14 protein-coding genes and 2 pseudogenes are annotated in these 21,943 nt (G+C 72.0%); 10 read left to right on the top strand and 6 right to left on the bottom strand.

Annotated features, from left to right (window positions below):
- Positions 1 to 3: 3 nt before the first annotated feature.
- The 4 genes and pseudogenes from ACFYXB_RS09500 to ACFYXB_RS09485 all read right to left on the bottom strand — a co-directional run.
- Positions 4 to 1,284 carry a VWA-like domain-containing protein gene (locus tag ACFYXB_RS09500; protein WP_389579655.1) on the bottom strand — a complete coding sequence of 427 codons (1,281 nt, stop codon included), beginning with the start codon at positions 1,282 to 1,284 and terminating at the stop codon, positions 4 to 6.
- A complete protein-coding gene (locus ACFYXB_RS09495; RefSeq protein WP_389579653.1) occupies positions 1,281 to 2,507 on the bottom strand; it encodes an AAA family ATPase in 1,227 nt (408 codons plus the stop codon). Before ACFYXB_RS09495 ends, ACFYXB_RS09500 begins: the two co-directional genes overlap by 4 nt.
- Before the next feature lie 86 nt (positions 2,508 to 2,593).
- A complete protein-coding gene (locus ACFYXB_RS09490; protein WP_389579651.1) occupies positions 2,594 to 3,952 on the bottom strand; it encodes a hypothetical protein in 1,359 nt (452 codons plus the stop codon).
- Between the two features lie 112 nt (positions 3,953 to 4,064).
- Positions 4,065 to 4,390: pseudogene (locus ACFYXB_RS09485) on the bottom strand (alkene reductase); the annotation flags it as partial.
- 4 nt (positions 4,391 to 4,394) lie between these two features.
- On the opposite strand from ACFYXB_RS09485, the pseudogene ACFYXB_RS09480 reads away from it, so the two are divergent.
- Both ACFYXB_RS09480 and ACFYXB_RS09475 read left to right on the top strand, forming a co-directional pair.
- Positions 4,395 to 4,535, top strand: a pseudogene (locus tag ACFYXB_RS09480) (MerR family transcriptional regulator); the annotation flags it as partial.
- A 60-nt stretch (positions 4,536 to 4,595) separates the two neighbouring features.
- Positions 4,596 to 5,801: a cysteine desulfurase-like protein gene (locus ACFYXB_RS09475; protein WP_389579649.1), complete on the top strand. Its 1,206-nt coding sequence runs from the start codon at positions 4,596 to 4,598 to the stop codon at positions 5,799 to 5,801.
- Positions 5,802 to 5,808: 7 nt separating this feature from the next.
- Here ACFYXB_RS09475 and ACFYXB_RS09470 read toward each other — a convergent pair whose 3' ends face one another.
- Together ACFYXB_RS09470 and ACFYXB_RS09465 are read right to left on the bottom strand one after the other, a co-directional pair.
- Positions 5,809 to 6,582: a LuxR C-terminal-related transcriptional regulator gene (locus tag ACFYXB_RS09470; protein WP_389580237.1), complete on the bottom strand. Its 774-nt coding sequence runs from the start codon at positions 6,580 to 6,582 to the stop codon at positions 5,809 to 5,811.
- Positions 6,583 to 6,683: 101 nt separating this feature from the next.
- Complete coding sequence (locus ACFYXB_RS09465; RefSeq protein ID WP_389579646.1) at positions 6,684 to 7,466, bottom strand: hypothetical protein; 783 nt, start codon at positions 7,464 to 7,466, stop codon at positions 6,684 to 6,686.
- Between the two features lie 583 nt (positions 7,467 to 8,049).
- Here ACFYXB_RS09465 and ACFYXB_RS09460 point away from each other — a divergent pair.
- The 8 genes from ACFYXB_RS09460 to ACFYXB_RS09425 all read left to right on the top strand — a co-directional run bounded on the left by ACFYXB_RS09460 (position 8,050) and on the right by ACFYXB_RS09425 (position 21,886).
- Complete coding sequence (locus ACFYXB_RS09460; RefSeq protein WP_389579643.1) at positions 8,050 to 9,909, top strand: phage tail sheath family protein; 1,860 nt, start codon at positions 8,050 to 8,052, stop codon at positions 9,907 to 9,909.
- 33 nt (positions 9,910 to 9,942) lie between these two features.
- The gene (locus ACFYXB_RS09455; RefSeq protein WP_004003113.1) at positions 9,943 to 10,467 is read left to right on the top strand and encodes a phage tail protein; all 525 of its coding nucleotides are present in this window, start codon (positions 9,943 to 9,945) and stop codon (positions 10,465 to 10,467) included.
- A gap of 32 nt (positions 10,468 to 10,499) precedes the next feature.
- A complete protein-coding gene (locus ACFYXB_RS09450) occupies positions 10,500 to 11,228 on the top strand; it encodes a hypothetical protein (protein WP_389579640.1) in 729 nt (242 codons plus the stop codon).
- Entirely contained in the window at positions 11,221 to 11,958 is a 738-nt protein-coding gene (locus tag ACFYXB_RS09445) for a hypothetical protein (protein ID WP_389579638.1), read from the top strand. The genes ACFYXB_RS09450 and ACFYXB_RS09445 overlap by 8 nt, the downstream gene beginning before the upstream one ends.
- Before the next feature lie 63 nt (positions 11,959 to 12,021).
- The gene (locus ACFYXB_RS09440; protein ID WP_389579636.1) at positions 12,022 to 12,879 is read left to right on the top strand and encodes a Pvc16 family protein; all 858 of its coding nucleotides are present in this window, start codon (positions 12,022 to 12,024) and stop codon (positions 12,877 to 12,879) included.
- Between the two features lie 60 nt (positions 12,880 to 12,939).
- On the top strand, positions 12,940 to 15,114 hold the full coding sequence (locus tag ACFYXB_RS09435; protein WP_389580234.1) for an ATP-binding protein: 2,175 nt from the start codon (positions 12,940 to 12,942) through the stop codon (positions 15,112 to 15,114).
- Complete coding sequence (locus ACFYXB_RS09430; protein WP_351349420.1) at positions 15,105 to 15,389, top strand: hypothetical protein; 285 nt, start codon at positions 15,105 to 15,107, stop codon at positions 15,387 to 15,389. Before ACFYXB_RS09435 ends, ACFYXB_RS09430 begins: the two co-directional genes overlap by 10 nt.
- On the top strand, positions 15,386 to 21,886 hold the full coding sequence (locus ACFYXB_RS09425) for a DUF4157 domain-containing protein (protein ID WP_389579633.1): 6,501 nt from the start codon (positions 15,386 to 15,388) through the stop codon (positions 21,884 to 21,886). The genes ACFYXB_RS09430 and ACFYXB_RS09425 overlap by 4 nt, the downstream gene beginning before the upstream one ends.
- The last annotated feature ends 57 nt before the right edge of the window (positions 21,887 to 21,943 follow it).

Raw genomic sequence — 21,943 nt, 5'->3', positions numbered from 1 at the left:
CGGTCAGCGGGCGCCCGGTGACGAACCGATCGTCACCACCCGCGCCCACTCGGGCGGTGCGTCCGGCACGTAGTCGGGGTCGTTCCAGGAGTCGGTCGCGCGCTTGGGGAACAGGCCCACCACCGTACGGCACGGTGGGCGTGTGCTCGGCCACGGTGTCTGGCCGTCGGTCAGGGCCACGATGACGTCCGGCTGCGGTTGGGATCGGAGTGCCTGGGCGAAGCCTGTGCGCAGGTCCGTGCCGCCGCCACCCACCAGCGGTATGCCCTCCGCCCGGCACAGCGGGTGCGCCACTCGGGCCGCCGCGTCGCACGACAGGACCGTGACCAGGTCGCGTCGGCCGCCCACGGCACGGCCGATCGCGGCAACCTCCAGGAGCGCGCTGCCCAGTTCGGCGTCGCTGACCGAGCCTGACGTGTCGATGACGACCGAGACGCGCGGCGGCCTGCGTCTGAGGCTCGGAAGTACGACGCCGGGCAGTCCCGCCGACCGCCGCGCAGGGCGCCCGTAGCTGTAGTCCTCGCCCGCACCGCTGCCCGAGGCCGCCGAGCGCACTGCCGCGCCCAGCAACTCCCGCCACGGCTGCGGCGGATGGAACGCCTCCTCCGCCCATCGCCGCCAGCCCTTCGGGGTGCTTCCCGGGCGGGCGGTGATGCCCTGTGCCACGCGGAACCGGACCGCGTCCTGCTCCTGCTCGCTCAGTCCGTGCGCGCCGTCCGGGCACAGGTCCCACTCCCGGTCAAGGCCATCGGCACCACTGCCACAGTCCAGCCAGGACAGCAGCTGGGTGCGCGGACCGAGGCGGAACTGGCGGAGGTAGTCCTCCATCAGTTCGCCCTCGGGCAGTTGGAGAGACTGCGGGTATACGGCGTCCTCGGGGCGGGCCAGTCCGTCGCCGTACACGTCGTCGTTGATCTCGCAGTCCGCGGCGATGTTCATCCGCAGCCGTTCCGCCGGGCCGGTCAACCCCCGCTGGCGCGCGACGCGTTCACTGCGCCCGTGGTGGTCGCGCAGCAGGTGCGACACCTCGTGCACCCACACCCCGGCCAGCTCCTCGACCGGCGTGCGGGCCACGAACGCCGGGGAGACGTAGCACCGCCAGTGCCGGTCGACGCCCATCGTGGGGACCAGCCGCGACTCCACGACGTGCAGGGCGAACAGGGCCGTGGCCAGGTAGGGCCGGACCCGGGCTGCGTGCAGGCGGGCGGCGTACAGCTTGTCCAGGTCCAGAGTCCCTCCGGTGCCCGTGCTTCCGGTGTCCGTGCTTCCGGTGTCCGTGGTCATCGGCCCGCCTTGGCGGTCACCGCGGTCCGGTCCGCCGCGCGGTCCGCCCGCTGGGACAGGGACACCACTCCGGCGAGGCGCTCGATCGATGCCGGGACGTTCCAGTCCTCCTGGCGCAGAGCGGCGAGTGTCGTCGCGGGGACGACCACCAGGTCCGGGGCGCCGGTCTCCACGGCTCGGACCAGGAGCGCCCATGCCGCGTCCCAGCGGGACCTGTCTGGACGCTTGCGGACCGCCGACACCACGCCGTCCAGGACGGCCTGGCGCAGATCCCCGCGTTCGGGCAGGTCGGCACCCGCCGGGTCGGCGAGGAGCGTCTCGGGGTCGGGGAGGTCCATCCGGTCGATGCTCGCCACCAGCTCCAGCCCCGGACCGTCTCCCACCGTGCCCCTGACCAGCTGGGAGAGCACCTCGCGGGAGGAGCCGGCCGCGGTCGCGAAGGCGATGAGGCGCAGGGTCATCTCCCAGCTCCGGGGCGAGGGCCAGGCGCCGCCGCGGCGGGTCTCGCCGCTGGGCAGCCGGTGGACGAGGGTGGGGCGGGCGGCGAGGAGCTCGCACACGGCGCGGCGGGCGAAGGCGACGGCCGCCGGCAGCCGGTCCGGGGCGAGTGCGGGCAGCGTGGCCCGGGGCCAGGTCCCGCCGAGGCCGCGTACGACGACGTCGTGGTCGTGGGTCCACTGGAGATGCACGAACCGGTTCGCCAGCGGCGGGCTCAGCTCCCAGCCGTCGGCCGCCGACGAGCGTGGGTTCGCCGCAGCCACGATCCGGACATCCGGAGGCAGTTGGAGCGCGCCGATCCGCCGTTCGAGCACGAGACGCAGCAGCGCGGCCTGAACCGCCGGCGGCGCGGTGGACAACTCGTCCAGGAACAGCAGCCCCCGGCCGGCCCGGACCAGGCGTACCGCCCAGTCCGGCGGGGCCATCGGGACACCCTGTGCCGCGGGGTCGTCCCCGATCACGGGCAGCCCCGAGAAGTCGGACGGCTCGTGCACACTGGCGATCACCGTGGTCAGTGGCAGGTCCAGGGCCCCGGCGAGCTGGGTCAGCGCCGCGCTCTTGCCGATCCCCGGCTCACCCCACAGGAGGACGGGAAGGTCGGCGGCCACGGCCAGGGTCAGGGCCTCCAGTTGGGTGTCGGGGCGTGGTTCGGTAGTGGTGTCGCGGAGCATCGTCAACAGCTCGGAGGCTACGTCGAGTTGAGAAACGGAAGTGGTGTTCGGCATGGTGATCACCTTTGGGGTCGTGGCGAGTTGGGCAGCAAAGAGCACGGTGGTCCGAGTCGGGCCGTGCGGCGACGGACGTACGCGGTTCAGCGAGCGGTGGCGAGGCGTGGACGCGGGCGATGATCGCGGGGACGGCGAACACCTGGGCGGTCGTGCCCGGTTGGCGGTTCGGCCAGGCCGGCCCTGAACAGCCCGTACGCGATCCGCCGTTGGGCCGCCGCCTCCAACTCGTCGCGCAGGGCGCCGTTGCGGAGCGTCGCGTCGGTGCCCAGCAGCCCTTCCACGACAGCCAGCGCGCCGGCGGTGTCGCCGTGAACCAGGCGTTCACGGACGCCGGAGAGACAGTCCGGACGACGGTGCGCCTCGTCGATGGCCTGGAGGCAGGGAAGCGGGGTGCCGGTCAGCGCGACCAGCAGTTCCTCCCGCCGGATCTCGGCCGGATCATGGTCCAGCGGTACGAGTACGCCGTCGACCAGCCCGATCCGGTGCCGCGCTCCCCGGCACTCCACGAAGCGTGGCCGGCCCGCCGTATCAGGAGGCTCGGCGGGACCGGTCGGCACATGACCCGGTACGAGCGCCGAGGCCACGAGCGGATGCAGCCGGTCGGCGTCGATCGACCCCGTGCGGAGCAGCTCCATGTCGGGCAGCACCCAGGTCGCCGCGTCGGGCAGCACCGGCACCGCGCCGGCGTCGCCGTTCGCGGGCGGTGGCGCGACGCGCAGAGCGATGTCATCGAGCAGGTCCAGGAACAGGTGCCGACGCGCTCCGAACCGTACGGCGACGGTCCCGCCGCCGCGTCCCTCGGCGCGCAACAGAATGCCCGCCTCGGCCGCCCACCGGGCCATGGCACAGCGGAATCCCCGCGGCACCGACTCGCGCAGTTCAGGGTCCGCCCCCGCAGGATCGGGCAGGTCGGCGCCGGACCGGATCCGCAACTCACCGGCCCGGCGCGCGTCCCAGAGGTGGCGGTGCAGGTCGAGCCGGAACCGCCGGTCGGGGCGGGGATGCGGATGCGGACCGGTGTCGGTTCCGTCCCACAGCGCGAGACTGATCCGCTGGCCGGCGTCCGCCCAGGCCGGTGGCGTACGTGCCACGAGATGGACGGGACCGCGGGGCCGTGATGTGTCGTACCGGGCCAGCGTGAGCGTCACACCGGGGCGCAGCAGTCCGTCCGGAGCGATCCTCGGCATGTGCCAGCGCAACAGGTCGGGTGCGAGATTGCGGAGATCGGAGCGGATCCGGTCCGCTAGTTCCCGGCCGTGTGCACGTGCGACGGAACGCGGATGGACGTCCACGTCGACGCGCGCGGCGGCACACGCCCCTGCCCAGTCCCCGGCACTGCGGCGGGCGGTCGCGGTCTCGATCATGGAGGGCGGCACGGCGAACTCGCGCACGCGCAGCCAGAAGGAAAGACGGGAATTCCCGTTCGCGGCTTGAGTGGGCATCAGCACTCACCTTGCGCGGACGGGACCCCCAATCTGCGATCGGAAGAGGTCTGAGTCGTCATCGCGGGCGAGCGTAACCCCCAACCCCTCGGTCTGTCAGGCGAATTAATCGTCAGGCCGTGTGCTGATAGGCGGGGTAGGTGAGGTAACCGGCGTCGCCGCCCTGGTAGTACGTGCTCTCGTCGACCGGCGCGATCGGCAGTCCGGTGCGCAGCCGCTCGACCAGATCGGGGTTGGCGACGAAGGCACGGCCGAAACTATGAGGTCGGCCCCGAGCCCGAGCCAGTGGTCGGCGTCGGCCCGGCCGGTCTGCTTGGGGCCCATCGGCACCACCGGGTTCATGACGAGGGTGCCCGGCCAGGCCCGGCGCAAGTCGAGCAGTACGTCCTCGGAGACCGTCGCCTCCAGGTGGACGTACGCCAGGTGCAGACGGGACAGCCCCGCACTGGAGCGGATGGCCGAGGAACGCGACCGCCTCTCCGAGCACATCGCCGACCTCATCCGCACCCGGGAGGCCCTGGACGGGCTGATGATCACGGCCCGGGCTCATCGCGAGCGTCTGCGCACCGCCGCGACCGGGTGAGCAGGACGCGACGTACGCTCCTCGGCAGGAACGGTCCCGGCACCCCACAGGAGCTTCACGTTGACGTACGACATCACGGCCCTCCGCTCCCAGTTCCCCGCCCTGAGCGCCAATACCGCCCACTTCGACGGTCCCGGCGGCACCCAGACCCCGCAACCCGTCATCCAGGCCATCGCCGACGCGCTGGCCCACCCCCTGTCGAACCGCGGCCAAGGGGTGGTGGGGGAGCGCAACGCCGAGAACATCGTGGTCGAGGCGCGCCGGGCCCTGGCCGACCTGCTGGGCGCGGACGCGGCGGGAATCGTCTTCGGCCGCAGCGCCACCCAGCTCACCTACGATTTTTCGCGCACCCTCGCCAGGACCTGGGCGCTCGGTGACGAGGTAGTCGTCACCCGCCTCGACCACGACGCCAACATCCGCCCCTGGGTGCAGGCCGCGGAGCGGGCCGGAGCCGTCGTGCGCTGGGCCGACTTCGATCCCACCACCGGTGAGCTCACGGTCGACGACATCCGCGCGGTCCTATCCGAGCGCACCCGGCTCGTCGCCGTCACCGCCGCCTCCAACCTGATCGGCACACGCCCCGCGATCACGGAGATCTCCCGGCTGGCGCACGACGTGGGCGCGCTCAGCTACGTCGACGGTGTCCACCACACCGCCCACGCGCTCGTCGACCTGGAGCGGCTCGGCGCGGACTTCTACGTCTGCTCGCCGTACAAGTTCCTCGGCCCGCACCACGGAGTCCTCGCCGCCCGCCCGGAGTTGCTGGAGACCCTGCGCCCGGACAAACTGCTGCCGTCCACCGACGCGGTGCCCGAGCGCTTCGAACTGGGCACTCTCCCCTACGAGTTCCTCGCGGGCACCCGGGCGGCGGTCGACTTCCTCGCCGGCCTCGACACTGGTGCCACCGGGACGCGACGACAGCGTCTGACCGCCGCCTTCGCGGCGCTCGAGGACCACGAACACATCCTGCGCACGCGGATCGACAAGGGCCTGGCGTCGCTCCCCGGCGTCCGGATCCACTCCAGGGCGGCCGACCGCACGCCCACCGTCCTGCTGACGTTCGAGAACGCCGCGACGACGGACGCCTACCGCTTTCTCGCGGAGCGTGGTGTGCACGCGCCCTCGGGGTCCTTCTACGCGATCGAGGCCTCTCGCCGGCTGGGCCTCGGTGACACCGGCGGCCTCCGTATCGGCCTCGCCCCCTACAACGACACGGGGGACGTGGACCGGCTCCTGGCCGGGCTGACCGACTTCCTGGCGGGCTGAGGCCGTCCTACGCCTCGCTCGCGTGACCCGGCCGAGGGAGCAGGCCGAGCCGCTGGGCGCGCAGCACCGTGCTGACCCGGTCGCGGGTGCCGAGCTTGCGGTAGATGTTCTCGATGTGCTTGTGCACCGTACGGGCCGAGATGCCGAGGCGGCGGCCGATGGCCGCGGCGGTGAGGGCGTCGGTGAGCAGGAGCAGTACGGCCGTCTCACGGGGCGTCAGGGCGCAGTCCGCCGCCCGCTCCTGAGGAACCTCGGGCGGCGGCAGCAACCGGCGCCACTGCTCCAGGAGTTGCCGCTGCTGGTCGACGGCGGCCAGCAGCGGCTGCACGCGCTCCGCGAGTCCCATCTGGTCGTCGGTGAAGTCCGTGCCGGAGCGGTAGACGAGGCAGCCGGTGATCGGCTCGGCCGTCCCCGGCAAGGGGATCGCCAGCACCTGGTCCACGTCCAGGAAATCGCCCAGCAGACGCGCGGTCCGGCTCGCCGACCAGGCCCGGCCGCCCACCGTCCGCCGTGCCGTGAGCGGTGCCCGGTCCAGACCGGCCGTGTAGAGCCGCGCGAAGGGGTAGCCCGAGCGCAGGACGCCCAGCGCCTCGTCCCCGAGCCGGGCGAACTCGGGCGCGACGCCCGGTGACATGCCGAGCGTGCCCGCGCTCGCGCTCCAGTCGTCCAGCTTGTAGATCAGTGCCTCACCGCCGCACACTCCGGGCAGGGCGTCGGCCAGCATCGGCCACAGCCGCTCGGGATCACGTTCGTGGAGCGCCGCCACGGCCGCCGACATCATGCGTTCCCAGGCCCGTTCCACCGTCGGTGCCACGCCTTCCTCTCCGCCGGTCCGCATACGCAGTTGTACCCATACCCGAGCAGTGTCCACTGTCCCAGACTTCAACCGGGCAACATCACATTCCTGGATGTACCCGGTCCGTGCGGGCCGCCGGAACGGGGGAGCGGCGGCCCGCACGCCACGCCGCCGCGCACAGCGCCCGGTCGAACTCCTCGGTGCAGCGGGCGGCGGCCGGCCGGCCAGGCGCGGGCGAAGCGGCCCGTGTCGGCGGGCAGAAGTCGGCCGAAGGGGCCGCGGGCCCGGTCCGCCGTGGCGGCGAGCAGATCGTCCAACAGGTGGGCCGCGGTGGCGAGTCCGTTCTCGCGCAGCCGCCGGTCGTCGGCCGCTCCGGCGCCGGGGAGGGCCGGGACGCGACGGCCGCCGGAAGCGGCCGGCTGGACGCGCCTGCGCAGCAGGTGCAGCGGGGCCTCGTCCGGGGAGGGCGAGGGCACGGCCGCCGCGGCGACGGGGGGCGCCGCGGCGGCCGGCAGGTCCGCAAGCCGGAGCCGGTCCAGGCCCAGGTCCAGTCGCACCCTGGGATCCATGGGGTAAGCGCAGGCGAGCAGCAGCGCCCGGGGCCGGACGGCCGGGATGAGGCGGACGACGACGCGCAGCCGGCAGCCCGGGGCGGCGGCCAGGAGCCGGAGGCTGTCGCTGTGGGGGAGCGCCGGACGGTTGTGGGCCGCGGCCGGCCGCAGCGTCAGGCCGTCGCACTCGGCGAGCAGCGCGTCGCCCGCCGCCTCACGGGACCGTACCGGCGAGTGTGACGTCCAGGAAGAGCAGACCGTGACCGCCGTCCAGCGCGTGGGAGACCTGCTCGGCGACGGGTACGGCCCACAGCCCACCGAGCGGCTCCTCGCTCCACCCGGCACCGGACGCCCGTAAGCGTCCCGGGGACACGGCCCGCGCGGGGCACCCCCGCGGAACCGGCCACCGCGGATTGTGTACGACCCGAGAAAGACTGGAGCGCGCGCGATGGGCCGGGCGGAGGGGGCGCCGCGCAGTCGCCGGGGGCTGGGACCGCAGCGCCTTACCGCGCCGATCCGGCTGTGGAGGAGGCGTGCAGCAGCTGTCGTGGGCGCGCGGGCCTGATGTGTGAATGCCGGGAGTTGACCTTCATGAAACCTTTTCGCGGAGTGGCCAGAAGCCGCCTTGTTCGGTCAACTGCCAACGCTTCAAGGTGGGTTGAGCACGTGAGCATCAGGAGTCACAAGCGCGTTGCTTGACCCGGAAACAACCGTCCGGGTACTGACGGGGGAACTGATGCGGTGCGCTCGGCCGCCGCCGCCCAGTCGCGCGGCGCCGTGTGGCGCGCCGGTACGGAACATGTCCCTCCGCTGTCTTCTCCTGGTGCCTTCGCCCGGTGCCGGCACCCCGGTACCTCGGTACCTCGGTACCCCGAGACAGCGACCAGGAGGGGGAAAGCCGATGAGCGCGGTGAGCGCCGCCAAGCCGACGTATCCCGGCGTCTACGTCGAAGAGCTTCCCAGCAGTACCCGCACCATCTCGACCCTGACCACTTCGGTGACCGCCTTCGTGGGCCACACCCGGCGCGGTCCGCTGAACGAGCCGGTACGCGTCACGAGCTTCGCGGAGTTCGAGCGCCGTTTCGGCGGCCTGAGCGCACGCAGCGCCGTTGGCTACGCGGTGCACCAGTTCTTCGGAAACGGCGGCACCGTCGCCGTGATCGTCCGCGTCACCAAGGCCGGGAGCGGCAAGGCCGCGTGCATCACCCTGAAGTCTACCGAGGGCCACAGCGGGACCAAGGTCCTCGAGGTGCACGCCAAGGAACCCGGCGTCTGGGGCAATGGCCTGCGCGTCGCCGTCGACCAGGACACGCCCTGCCCCGACGACACCTTCAACCTCCGCGTGTACGACGCCCGGGGCGAGGCCCGCGAGAGCTTCACCGGCCTGTCCATGGACCCGGACAGCGGCAGTTACGCGCAGACCGTGATCAACGCCGGCTCCCGGCTGATCCGCGTAGAGGTCGTCGGCGAGGGCCGCCCCGACCCGTCCGGCACCGTCTCCAAGCCGTTCGGGCACGAGCTGCCCGACCTGGCCGTCGACCTCACCGTCAAGATCGGTGACGTGGAACGGGAGTTCACGCTCTACGACCCCGACTCCGACGGCGAGGCCCCGACTTCCGTGGCCGAACTCGCCCTGCTGCTCGAACGCAGGCTGCGCGCCCTGCCCGACGCCCCCGGCAAGCACGCCTTCGCCGGCGTCGAGGTCACCGCCTTCGGACGGCGCGTCCAGGTCGTCGCGGGCTCCACCGACCCCGAGGACGTCGTCCGCTTCGTCGGCGAGTGCGCCAACGACCTCGGCCTGGAAGCGTCCGTCAACCCGCCCGTCTTCCCGCTGGTGGGCGGCGAGGACGGCGAAGCACCTGGACCGCGCGACCTCATCGGCTCCGAGGCCGGCAAGACCGGCATCCAGGCACTGCGCGGCGTTGCCGACGTCAACCTCCTCGTCCTGCCCGAACTCGCCGCGTACGAGAAGACCGAGGACGCGATCACCGTCGTCTCGGCGGCCCAACGCCTGTGCCAGGAGCGGCGGATCTTCCTGCTCGTCGACGCGCCCGCCGGCTGGGTCAGCGTCGACACGGCACGCGCGGGCCTCGCCGCCTTCGACGCCGTACGCGGCAACCACGCGGGCCTCTACTTCCCGCACCTCCAGCTCACCGACCCGCTCACCGGGCGGCTGCGCTCCTTCCCGCCGTCCGGCGCGGTCGCGGGCGTCATCGCGCGCACCGACTCCGAACGCGGCGTGTGGAAGGCACCGGCCGGCACCGAGGCACGGCTCGCCGGCGTGCACTCGCTCATGGTCGACCTGACCGACCGCGAGACCGGACTGCTCAACCCGCTCGGCGTCAACTGCCTGCGTACCTTCCCGCTCACCGGTCCCACGGTGTGGGGCGCCCGCACCCTCGAAGGCTCCGACGCCCTCGACAGCGAGTGGAAGTACGTGCCCGTGCGGCGGCTCGCGCTGCACGTCGAGGAAAGTCTCCAACGCGGCCTGCAATGGGTGGTGTTCGAGCCCAACGACGAGAACCTGTGGCAGCAGATCCGCCTCAGCGCCTCCTCGTTCCTGCACACCCTGTTCCGGCAGGGCGCGTTCAAGGGCCGCACCCCGCGCGAGGCCTACTTCGTCAAGTGCGACAGCGACACCACCACCGACGAGGACATCGCGAACGGCGTCGTCAACGTCCTGGTCGGCATCGCACCCGTGCGCCCGGCGGAGTTCGTGATCGTCAAAATCCAGCAGACGTCCGGCCAGTTCGAACTGTAGGCCCCGGGAATCTTGGAGAGCTGAAGGAATCCGATGGCAGAGTTCACCGTCAACGCCCATCGTTTCGACCCCTACAAGAACTTCAAGTTCCTGGTCCTGTGGGACGGTCGAACGGTCGCCGGCATCAGCAAGATCAGCCCGCTCAAGCGGACCACCGAAGTCGTCAAGCACCGGCACGGCGGCGACCCCTCCTCGCCGCGCAAGTCGCCCGGCCGCTCCGAGTTCGAGGGCATCACGCTGGAGCGCGGCGTCACCCACGACCCCGAGTTCGACCGCTGGGCCAACAAGGTCTGGCAGGTCGGCGCCGGGCTCGGCTCCGAGGTGTCCCTCGCCGACTTCCGCAAGGACATCGTCATCCAGGTCCTCAACGAGGCCGGCCAGGTCGCCGTCTCGCACAAGCTGTACCGGACCTGGCCCAGCGAGTACCAGGTGCTCGGCGAACTCGACGCCAACGCCAACGCGGTGGCCATCCAGTCGCTGAAACTCGAGTGCGAGGGCTGGGAGCGGGACTACGAGGTACCCGAACCCGAGGAGCCCTCCTTCCTCAACCCGGCCTGAACCGACATCAGTTGAGGAAAGCGGGGGGACACATGGCGAACACCGGGGCGGCCGGGCTGCTGGCCACCTGGGAGGCGGGGCTCGTCGAGGCATCCGCCGGGCGCGCCCGGCTGCTGCACCGCACGGCACGCCCGGACCTCGATGCAGGGGCGCTGCCGCAGCGGCCCCTGGGCGAGCGCGAGGCCGACCTGTTCGACCTGCGTCGCGCCCTGTTCGGGGAGCGGATGCAGGTGCGCCTCGAGTGCCACGCGTGCGGGGCGGACATGGAGTTCGACCTGGACGCCGGGGCATTCGCCCGGTCGCTCGGCGGGCCGGACACGAGCGTCGTGGGGCTGGCGGAGGGCGGCTGGGACGTCGAGTTCCGGCTGCCCGCCCCAGCCGACCTCGCGGCCGCCGCCCGCGCCGCCGACCCGCGCGCCGCGCTGCTTGCGCGGTGCCTGGTCTCGGCGGTGCGGGACGGAACGGCCGTGCCGGCCGACGCCCTGCCCGCCCCGGTGCAGCGCCGGATCGCCGACGCCGTCGAGGCGGCCGACCCCGGCGCCGATGTCACCCTCAACGTGAACTGCCCCGAGTGCGGCGCGGCCACCCGGGCCGAGCTGGACATCGCCTCCTATTTGTGGACCGAACTGGACGCCTGGGCAAGGGACGTACTGCTCGACGTCCATCTGCTCGCCACCGCCTACGGCTGGAGCGAGCCGGAGATCCTGGCGCTCAGCCCGCTGCGCCGCCGCTACTACCTGGAGCTGTGCGCGGATGTCTGACACCCCCTCCCGGGCGCCCTCGGCCGAGCCCGACTTCCTCGACCGGTTGCTCGCCCGGCACACCGCCCCACGACCGGACGCGGTCCGCGTACGGCCCCGGCTGCCGGGCCCGTTCGAACGGGTCGAGGCCGTACGGTCCCGCACACCCGAGCCCGACGCCGACCCGGTGGCGTGGCCTACCGCCGCGCCGACGGCCGTACCCGAGCGGGAGTCGCCGCGCCCGGCCCCTGCCGACGTGCGGCGGCACACGGAACGGGAGCGGACCGTCGTACACATGGAGCGGGAGCCCGCCGACGCGGTGGCACACTCGGCTCCGCCCGCCCTGCCCGAGGCACCGCTGCTGCGTCCCGTCGCGCCCCTCGCGACGCCGCGGCCGGTGCCCCCGTCCGGATCGCGTACGGCCGGGGCCGGGCGCCCGGAACCGGGCGCGGACCGGGCCGCGGCGTCCCTGCCCGTCCCCCCGGGCACGGACGCCGCCCCCGCCGCTCTCCTGGCCGCGGCGCGCCCGAGCGCCGCGGACACCACAGCGGCCCGTGAGGCCGTACGGCAGGCCGCCGCCCGCCGCCCCGCACGGTCGCCGGAACAGGTGGTGCGGGTGCAGATCGGGCGGCTCGAAGTAACGGCGGGATCGACGCCGCCGCGGAACGGCACACGGCCGCCGACGCGGTCCGGCGAACGGCCGGGAGCGGCCCTGAGCCTGGCCGAATACCTGGCACGGGGGCGCGAGTGAGCCGCACAGCAGCACGAGAACGACGGGGACGAACGGCACGAGAGGAACCGGGGAACTGACGCCATGAGCAACGCACTCGCCATCGCCCATGTCAGCCAGGCCCTCGCCCTGCTGATCGAGTCCCATCTGCGACCCGAGATCGACATGGCCGTCAAGGTGGAGCCGCGCAAGCCGCCCGCCGAGCCGCCCGCCGAGCCCACCATCTCCGTGTTCCTGTACCAGGTCACGCCCAACGTCTCGCAGCGCAACCAGGACCTGCCGACCCGTGCGTCCGACGGCAGACTGGTGCGCCGGGCCGCCGCCGCGCTCGACCTGAACTACGTGATCAGCGCGTACGGCGACGAGACCGAGCTGGTCGGCCAGCGGCTCATCGGCTCGGTGGTGCGCACGCTGCACGAGATCCCGATCCTGCCCACGGACGTCATCGAACTCGCCGGTGAGCGGCCGTACTTGACGGGCAGCAACCTCGCGGAGGCGGCGCAGCGGGTGCGGTTCACGCCGATGGTGATGGACGTCGACGAGACGTCGAAGCTGTGGGGGATGCTCTACCAGACCCCGTACGCGCTGTCGGTGGTCTACCAGGCGTCCCTCGTCCTCATCGACGGCCGTGAGACGCCGGTCGCCGGCAGGCCGGTCGAGCGGACCGACGTCCGGGTCCTGCCGTTCGGAGCACCGGGCGCGCCGGTCCCATCGGGAGCGACGCCGGCCACTTCCGGCGAGTCGCCGGCCGAGGGGCGCGAGCCGGAACCGGCGAAGGCTGACGCCGCCGAGACCGTGAAGCCTCCGAAGACGCCCGCGAAAACCGTCGCCAAGTCCGCGCCCAAGACACCGGCCCGCACCCGCAAGGCGCCCGGGGCCAGGACCACCAAGAGGGCCGTCAAGAGCCCCCGGCCGGACGGCGACGCGGACACGGAGAGCTGAGGAGACGTGGGAGCGACGGGGGTGGGTGAGGACGTGGGACCCATGGAGGCAGGCGAGGACATGGGAGCGCACGCGACGCAGGGACCGGCAGCCATCGCGGCGTTCGGCGACGGCGCAACGCTGACCGGCGAGATCCGCCGAGTCCTGACCCGCATCGACACCCACGCGGCGCGTGCCCACGCGACCCACGCGGCACGGCCCGCACCGGATTCGGCAGCTGCCGGCGATACGCCCGCCGCGCCGGGCGGCAGCGCCACCGCTCCGGTCGTGGCCGACGCGGCCGGTGGCGCGGGAGCCTCGCACGGCGACGCCTCGGCCGCGTCCGGCCCCGCTGGTGTTTCGTCCGACCCGCACTCGGCGCGTGCCGCCGCAGCCCCGACCGACGACGCCTCCTCCCCGGCCACCGCTGCCCTCATCCCTGTCGCCCCCGACCTCGCCCCCCTCGACACCCTGGTCGCCTGCCTGGGCCTCACCCCCTTCGAGCGGGACCTGGTCCTCCTCGCCGCCGCCGATGAGCTGGACCCCACCGCCGCCGCCCGGTGCGCCGCGGCCGCCGGGGATCCGCGGCGGGCGTACCCGACCTTCTCGCTCGCGCTGGCCGCCCTGGACGCTGCCCACTGGAGCGCGCTCACGCCCGTGGCCCCGCTGCGGCGTTGGCGGATCATCGAGTTGGAGGACGAGTCGCGGCTGACGACCTCCCGGCTCCGACTGGACGAGCGCATCCTGCACTTCCTGCTCGGCTCGCCCTACCTCGACGCCCGCCTGCACGGCCAGTTGCGCCGCACCCCGGTGCCGGACGCGCTGCCGCCGTCGTACGACCTGGCCGCGAGCCTGCTGGCCGAGGGCTGGACGGAAGGCGGCCGCAGCCCCGGCGCACCGCTGCTCGTCGAGGTCACCGGCGGCGATCTGCGCAGCCGCGCCGATATCGCCGCCGCCGCTGCCGCCCGCTCGGGTCTCGGGCTGTACGCGATGGGCGCCGAGGACATTCCCGCCGACCCCGCCGAACGCGACCGGCTCGCCCGGCTGTGGCAACGCGAGGCGATCCTGCTGCCCGCCGCGCTGCTCGTCGAGGTGGGCGAGCTCGACCGTGACCAGCGGGCGGCGACCGAGGCGTTCCTGGCGGGGGCCGCCGTACCCGTCGTCGTGGCCGGCGAGGATCCGCTGCGCAGCGAGCGCCCGCACGGCACTCGAGTGGCCGTGCCCCGTCTGGACGACGAGGAACAACTCGGCCTGTGGGCCGACGCGTTCGACGAGGTCGCCGAGCTGGGCGACACCGAACTCCGGTCGCTGATCGCCCAGTTCCAGCTGCCGCCGCACGTCGTACGGTCCGCCGCCGCCACCGTACGGCGCCGGCTGCCGCACGAGGACGAACTGGACGCCGCCGAACTCGCCTGGCGGGCCGGGCTCGACGAGGCGCGCATCGGCATGGACGAGCTGGGCCGCCGGATCGAGCCGCAGGCCCGCTGGGACGACCTCGTGCTGCACGAGCGGCAGACGGGTGTGCTGCGGGAGATCGTCGCGCACGTACGGCAGCGGGCGATCGTCCACCAGGAGTGGGGATTCGCCGCGACCCTGCGCCGCGGCCTGGGCGTCACCGCGCTGTTCGCGGGCGGCTCCGGCACCGGCAAGACCCTCGCCGCCGAGGTCATGGCGAACGAACTGGGCCTCGACCTGTTCGTCGTGGACCTCTCCCAGGTGGTCAGCAAGTACATCGGCGAAACCGAGAAGAACCTCCGCCGGGTCTTCGACGCGGCCGAACGCGGCGGAGCCCTCCTGCTGTTTGACGAGGCCGACGCCCTCTTCGGCAAGCGCAGCGAGGTCAAGGACAGCCACGACCGCTACGCCAACCTCGAAGTGAGCTACCTGCTCATGCGGATGGAGGCCTACCGCGGCCTGGCCGTCCTCACCACCAACATGAAGCAGGCCCTCGACACCGCCTTCCTGCGCCGCATCCGCTTCGTCGTCGACTTCCCCTTCCCTGCCGAGCAGGAGCGCGCCGAGATCTGGCGCCGCGTGCTGCCGCCGCAGGCACCGCTGAAGGACATCGACCCGGAACTCCTCGCCCAACTCACCGTCGCGGGCGGCTCGATCCGCAACATCGCCCTGTCCGGGGCGTTCCTCGCCGCCGAGGAGGGTGACCGGCTGCAGATGCGGCACATGCTCGCGGCCGCCCGCACCGAGTACCTCAAGCTGGAGCGCTCGCTGACACCCCCGGAGGTCCGCGGATGGGTGTGAGCAGGCGGCCGGCCGCGATACACGTGGAGATCGGCGAACTCGTCCTCGACGGCTTCCGGGCCGACCCCGAGCGGGTCACGGCCGCGTTCGAGCGCGAACTCACCCGGCTGGTACGGCTGCACGGCGTGCCCCTCGCGGCACAGGGCGCGGTCGGCGTCGACGCGCTCACCGGGCTCCCGCCGCTGTCCGCCGGGCTGTCCGCGCGGCGGCTCGGCCAGGAACTGGCACGCGCGGTGCACGAGGGACTCAGCGGGCACGGGGAGGTGACGCGATGAGCTCCCAGGCCCAGGACGCCCGAGCGGAACAGACCGCCGAACAGCGCCGGCGCAAACGCAGGGAGCGGGCCGCCAAGTCGCGTGCCCCCGAGCCGAAGAACATCGTCAGCGGCGCCGGACAGCCCCTCGACCCCGGCGTACGGCGGGAGTTGGAGGAGCAGCTAGGGCACGACCTCGGCCGCGTACGGCTGCACACCGGACGCGACGCCGCACAGCTCACGGGGCTGCTCGGCGCGGACGCCGTCGCCGTCGGCCAGGACGTCCTTTTCCGCGAGGGCGCCTTCAGACCCGGTACGGACGAGGGCCGCCGCCTCCTCGCCCACGAGCTGCTGCACACCGTGCAGAACCCGCACGGCCTCGGCGCGCTGCGGGCGGGCCGCGAGCTCGGTGCCGTGAGCCTGCCGCAGCAGGCCATTGAGCGAGAGGCGGAAGCGGCCGCACAGGCGGTCGTACAGCCGGATGCCTCGGAGCTTGCCCCGCAGGTCGAGGAGGGACAGGCCACACCCGGCTGGCTGCGCTACGCCACCGTCGACGCCGACCGGATGCGCGCCGAGGCCGTCGACCCGGCGACCCTCGTGGACCGGCTCGCGGGCAATGTGCTGCGCTGCCTGCGTGGCGACCCGACCGATGCGTCCGGCCGCGTACGGCTCCAACTGGCGAGGATGTCCGAGGAGTTGGAGGACGCGGTCGTCGAGCGCCTGGAGAACCGGCTGCTCACACCCGAGTACGACCGGCTCCTGGAGATCGCCGACCAGGCCCGCCCCGGTCCCGTCGAACTCCAGCCCGCCGACGCGCCGTTGCCCGAGATCGACCTCTTCGAAGAGCTCGGTGTCGAACGAACCCGGTGGAAGAAGAAGCAGGAGTCCGATCGCGGATCCACCGACAGGCGTGCCGCCGACGCCCGCGAGGAACAGCAGGACGCCAAGGCCCGCGACGAGAAGAGCGGCAGCGACCGCAGCCGGGCGAGCGCGGACGCCGCCACCGAGGAGCAGGACGCCGCCCGGCGCACGGAGCAGGAGGACGAGCGCAACGCCTCCCGGCAGCGGGCCAAGGAGGAGCAGCAGCAGGAGGACGAGCAGGGCGCCGCCGACCGCGAGCGCACCGACCAGGCCGCCGACGAGCGCACCCAGGGCCGGCAGGAGGGCGCCGAACAGGCCAAGGAGGACCGCAAGGAACAGCGCGAGCGCGAGGAGGCCGACCCGCAGCAGGCGAGCGCGCCCGGCGCCGACAAGCGCAAGCGCCGCGACGACCAGACGCAGCCGGCCCCCGGGTCCAAGCGCGAGGAACCGGATCCGAAGCAGAAGGCCCAGTCCGGTCCCATACGCCCCGAGAAGGTCGACGAGCGGGCTGAGCAGCCCGACTCCGCGCTGTCCGAGCATGGGCTGAACAAGCAGGACGAGGACGGCGGCGCCGAGGCCGAGCCGCGGGAAGAGGAACGGCCGCTCGGCCTCGAAGCGGGCGCCGACCAGGAGGTCGCGGGCGGCGAGGACGAGGGCGGCCGGGCGCCGGGCAGCGAGCCCGAGCCCGCACTCAAGCCCGAGGACTACCTGCCCGAGGCCGACCTGGACCTGTCCGCCGTACCGACCGCGGACAAGCTCGAGCCGGGCGCGGCCGAACCGTCGCTGCCCTCCTTCCCCACCCCGCCGCCGACGAAGGCCGAGAAGACCGAGCAGGAGCGGGAGAAGAACGAACAGGGGCGGGCCGAGGAGGACGCCGACGACGCCGGGCCCGAGCCGAAGGCCCCTGGCCAGGACGAGGGGCCCGTCGAGGGCGAGGCCCCGCAGCCCGAGAACGGGCCCGCCGCACAGGCTCAGGACCGCGGCACCAAGGACCTGCAGGAGACCGAGAAGCCGCTCGACCAGGAGGTCGGTCCGGACCTCGCGACCCAGGACAAGGACCGGCCCGAGCCCGAGGCCGAGAAGCCCGACCCGGAACAGCAGCAGGAGAAGGAGCAGACCAAGGAGGCCGACGGCTCCGGCGCGGCGGGCGCGGACGGTGACGACGAACAGCCGGACGCCAAGGACGCGCAGGAGGAGAAGAGGGAACAGCAGGACCGTACGTCTGCGGAGTCCCGGTCGGCTGCGGGCCCGGCGCCCTCCGTGGTGAGTCCGGTGGCAGCGGCCGTGTCCCGGCCCGCCGGTGCGCAGACTCCCAAGACCCCGGTCGAGGACCGTGACCCCTCGCCCGCCGCCCGGCGCGGTGCCGAACCGCCCCGGCCCGAGCGCGAGGCGCCCCAGGCCAAGAGCCGGGTGCCCAAGGAGACCGGGCCCGGCGCCGCGCCGCGCGGACCCGTGGGCGCCGCCGAGAAGACCGGCCCGACGACCGCTGCCGGACCTGGTGCCGCGCCGTCCGTCGCGCAGGCGGCGGTGAGCCCGGCCGCTGAGCAGACCGACGGGCCCGGCCAGACCGCGGAGTCCGCTGCGCCCCGGCCCGAGGCGTCCCTCGAGAAGGACGGCGGCGGCTGCGCGCCGCCCGCGCCCGCGCCCGAGAAGGACGAGGGCGGGCAGGGCAGTTGCGGAGGGGGCGGTGGTGAGGCCGCGCCCGAGCAGAAGCAGGAGGAGCCGCCGGACGTCTCGGGGCAGGACCCCAAGGCCGCCGTACAGACCGTGAGCAAGCTGGCGCCCGACCAGGCGGCCGCCGCCATGCCCGGGGTCGACAAGGCCGCGGACAAGAAGATCGGCGAGGAGCAGCAGCGGCTCGACGCGGCCCCGCCGACGCGGGAACGTCCCTCGGGGGCACCACAGACGCGTTCGGCGCCACCCGCGGCCGCTCCGGCGGCAGCCCAGGTCACCGGCAAGGTGGATCGGGTCGGCCCGGAGGACCAGGGAGAGAAGCAGAAGGCCAAGGGCGGCGAGAAGGCCGAGGGCAAGCAGCCAACGGCCGACGTGGCGCCGCCGCCGGCCCCCGCGGTGTCCGACAAGGGGCTCAGCGAGGCCGAGGCGAAGAACGTCGAGGCCGCGGCCGACGCCGTCCCGACCACCGACCCGGAACTCGAGAACAAGACGGTCGGCCCGGCCCCCAAGATCCGGCTCGAGGGCGCCAGCGACCCCAAGCGCACCGACGACCAGGCCAAGGCGCTCAAGGACAAGCAGTCCGACCTGCAGACGACCGGCCGCGAGGACGCGGCCAAGCCCATGGGCGAGGACCAGATCTTCCCCAATGCGCCCCGGGAACAGCTCAGCGGCAAGGCGTCCGGCGGTTCTGGGGGCAGCAAGGGTGGCGCACTCGAGGCCACGCCCGCGCCGAAGGCCGGGGTCGGCGCCGTGGCCAAGCAGGAGAAGGGCACCGAGATCACCGGTGCCGCCGGCACGGCGCAGGGCGACCTCGGCACCAAGGAGAAGGAACACCAGCAGGGCGAGCAGCAGGCCAAGCAGGACAAGCAGGCCGAGATCGACCGTGAGGTCGATCGGAACACCTCGCAGCAGACGGCCGAGCGCGGCCGGGTCGCCCGGGAGACGCAGAAACAGCGCGAGGACTGGCGGAACGAGCAGGACAAGAAGGTCGAGGACGCGGACAAGCAGTCCGACGACGAGCACGGCAAGAAGAACAAGGAGATCGTCAAGGCGCGCGACGACAAGGACAAGGAGGTCGGAGCGCGCAAGGACAAGGACAACGCGCAGATCGACACTGAGCGCGAGAACGCTGAGAAGGAGGCGGAGAAGAAGAAGGAGGAGCAGAAGCCCTCCGGAGGCCTGCTCGGCTGGATCGCCGACAAGGTCGCCGACTTCTTCAAGGGCCTGCTCGCGGCGGTCATCGCGGTCTTCGACGCCGCCCGCAAGGCCGTCAACGGGATCATCGACACGTTCAAGGAGTGGGCCAACCAGGCCATCGACTTCGTACGCGACCTGGCGATCAAGGCGATCAACGCGCTCGCCGACGTCCTGATCGCGATCGGTGACACGCTCCTGGCCGCCTTCCCCGAACTGCGGGACCGCTTCCGCAAGGCGATCGAGGGACTGCGGGACGCGGCCATCGCGACGGTCAACCAACTGGCGGACGGCCTGAAGAAGGCGGTCAATTCACTTCTGGACGCGCTCGCGGCCGGTCTGAACAAGTTGCTGGACGTCCTGGAAGCGGGCGTCAAGGCGGTCATCAAGGCGTACCAGGCCGTCATCGTCGGAGCGATCAAGTTCGCGCAGGCGGCCATCGAGGCGCTCGGGAAGTTCGCGGCGCTGGTCGCCGACATCGCGCCCGACCCGGGCGGCTGGATCTCCAAGGCGGGCAGCTCGGCCAAGACCGGGATCACCGACCACCTCTGGGGCGCCATCAAGGTGGCGGTCAAGCAGTGGTTCGACACGAAGGTCGAGGGCGTCCTCGGACTGGGCAAGGCCGTGATCGACGTCCTGGTCAAGGGCTGCGTGTCGATCAAACAGATAGGCAAGATGGCGTGGGATGCAATCATCGCGTCCCTGCCGATGATGATCGCGTCCCTGGTCATCGAGAAGGTCGTCTCGATGATCGTGCCGGCGGCGGGGGCGATCCTGACGATCGTCCAGGGCCTGATGGCGGCCTGGCAGACCGTCAGCTCGATCCTGTCGGCGTTCGGGAAGTTCTGGGCGTACCTGAAGGCGGTGAAGGCGGGGCCGGCGGCCTGCCTGTTCGCGGAGGCGGTCGCCGCGGGTGTCGTGGCCCTGCTGGACTTCATCACCAACTTCCTGCTCCAGCGCCTGTCTTCGGCGACGAAGGGCGTCGGCAAGCGGCTCAAGGGCATGGCGCAGAAGATCATGGATGGGCTGAAGAAGGTTGGAAAGGGAGCGAAGAAGGCGGCCGGCTCGGCGGTGAACTCGGCGCGGGGGGCGATGCGGAAGGCCCGCCAGGCCCTGGCCCGGCCCGGCACCGAGCGTAGGCCGAAGGGCGAGCCGTCACCGGAACCGAAGTCTCCCGTGAAGCCGAAGGACCACGCCACGCCCAAGGGGCCGGCGAAGAAGCCGGATGGGGCGGAAACGAAGCCGAAGGACGGGGAGACGAGGCCGAAGGACGGGGAGACGAGGCCTGGGAAGGAAGAGACGCCGGAGAAAGACGGGAGCCCCGACAAGAACAGGACGCCTGACAAAGAGCAGGGCCCGGCGAAGGACCGGACCCCGGACAAGGCGGAGTCTCCCGCCAAGGACAAGACTCCCGAGCCCGCTTCAAAGAAGAAGCAGAAGGAGATCGAGGGTCCCAAGCCGACCAAGCCCAGGAAGCCCAAGTCCTCTGCGGGCAAGGCCCTCGCCAAGGCCAAGGGCGCGGTCAAGTCCGCCCTGAAGAAGGTCGGCAACGCCGCGAAGACGCTCGGCAGGAAGCTGAAGAAGTCGAAGCTCGGCAAGGCGCTCAAGAACGGCGCGTCGAAGCTGCGTGACCGGTTCAAGAGGAAGAAGGACCGGCTGCGCGAGGACAAGCGTCGCCGACAGGAGCAGAAGAGGCAGCGGCAGGAGCAGCGGCGCAAGGACGAGAAATCGAAGGAATCGAAGGAGGCACGGCTGGCAAGGATCGTGGCACGCATCAAGCCTCGCCTGGACAAAATGCTCCGGCGCGGGACGAAAGAGCCCGTCATGCGAGCCACATTGAGCGGCCTGCGCATCTGGTACCGCTTGAGCCAGCTGAACCTGGAAGGTTCCTCCAAGTACGCGATCAACGCCCTGCTCAACCCGCGACGGCAGGTGAGCGAGGCCGAGCGGCAGCGCGTACAACTGGTCCTGGACGGAGAAGATTCCGAAGTCCTGAAGGAAATTCAGAAGAGAGTAGGTATCAGGGAGTTCGATGACTGGTTCCTGCTTCAGGGTGACGAATCGGAAACGGAGTTCGCCAAGGGTTTCCAGAAGCTGTACCAGGATTTGAAGCGCGAGATCGAAGCGGAGAACAAGATCAAGGGCGCCCGGGAGGCGAACCTCGCCGAGGTGGAGCTCCAGGAAATGATCGCCAAGATGCCCAACGGTCTGCAGGACATCAAGACGAGCGACTGGGCCAAGGGCAAGAGCGACAAACTGATCGATGCGCTCACCAAGACTGTCGGTACAGGCCGGGAGCAGGTAAAGCGCAAGAAGTCCAGGGGAATTGGCGACTCCCGTCCGTTGCCGGGTCAGCAGGACCGCGCCCCCATTCCCATCGAGTTCGAACAAGTCATGGACAAGATTGACTTCGTCACCAAGGTAGTCGAGCTCAAGCGGTGGGAATCTGAGGACCAGGAGGAACTCTCGCCCTTCAGGGGTGAGAAGGTCGACGGTACCGGCAGACGAAGCGGCACGGTTCAGGATTCGTATCGCGATGCCCTCGCGACCTACATCATGGACAAATTCAAGGAAGACCCGGATCTCGCCGAAGCCGCCAGAACGTATGCGATGAAGAAGCAGGCGGACCATCTTCGTGAGCTTCAGGGGGCGGGTGAAGACCATCCGGAGACCATGAGGCAACTGCACAACAAGACCAACTCGAAGGTTGGCCGCCAAATCCGAACCGGGATGCAAAAGTTGGAAGTTGGTCGACTGGTAAAGTTCGTCATTAAGGGATGGTGGAAGTAACGCGACAAATCGGCCCGCTTCATCACGAGCAAGTAGACACCACACCGGCGAGGAAAT

This window comes from Streptomyces sp. NPDC002619, assembly GCF_042889305.1.
In the GTDB taxonomy this organism is placed as follows: Bacteria; Actinomycetota; Actinomycetes; order Streptomycetales; family Streptomycetaceae; genus Streptomyces.
Note: the sequence above shows the minus strand (reverse complement) of the source record. Positions and strands in the feature narration are given on the sequence as shown.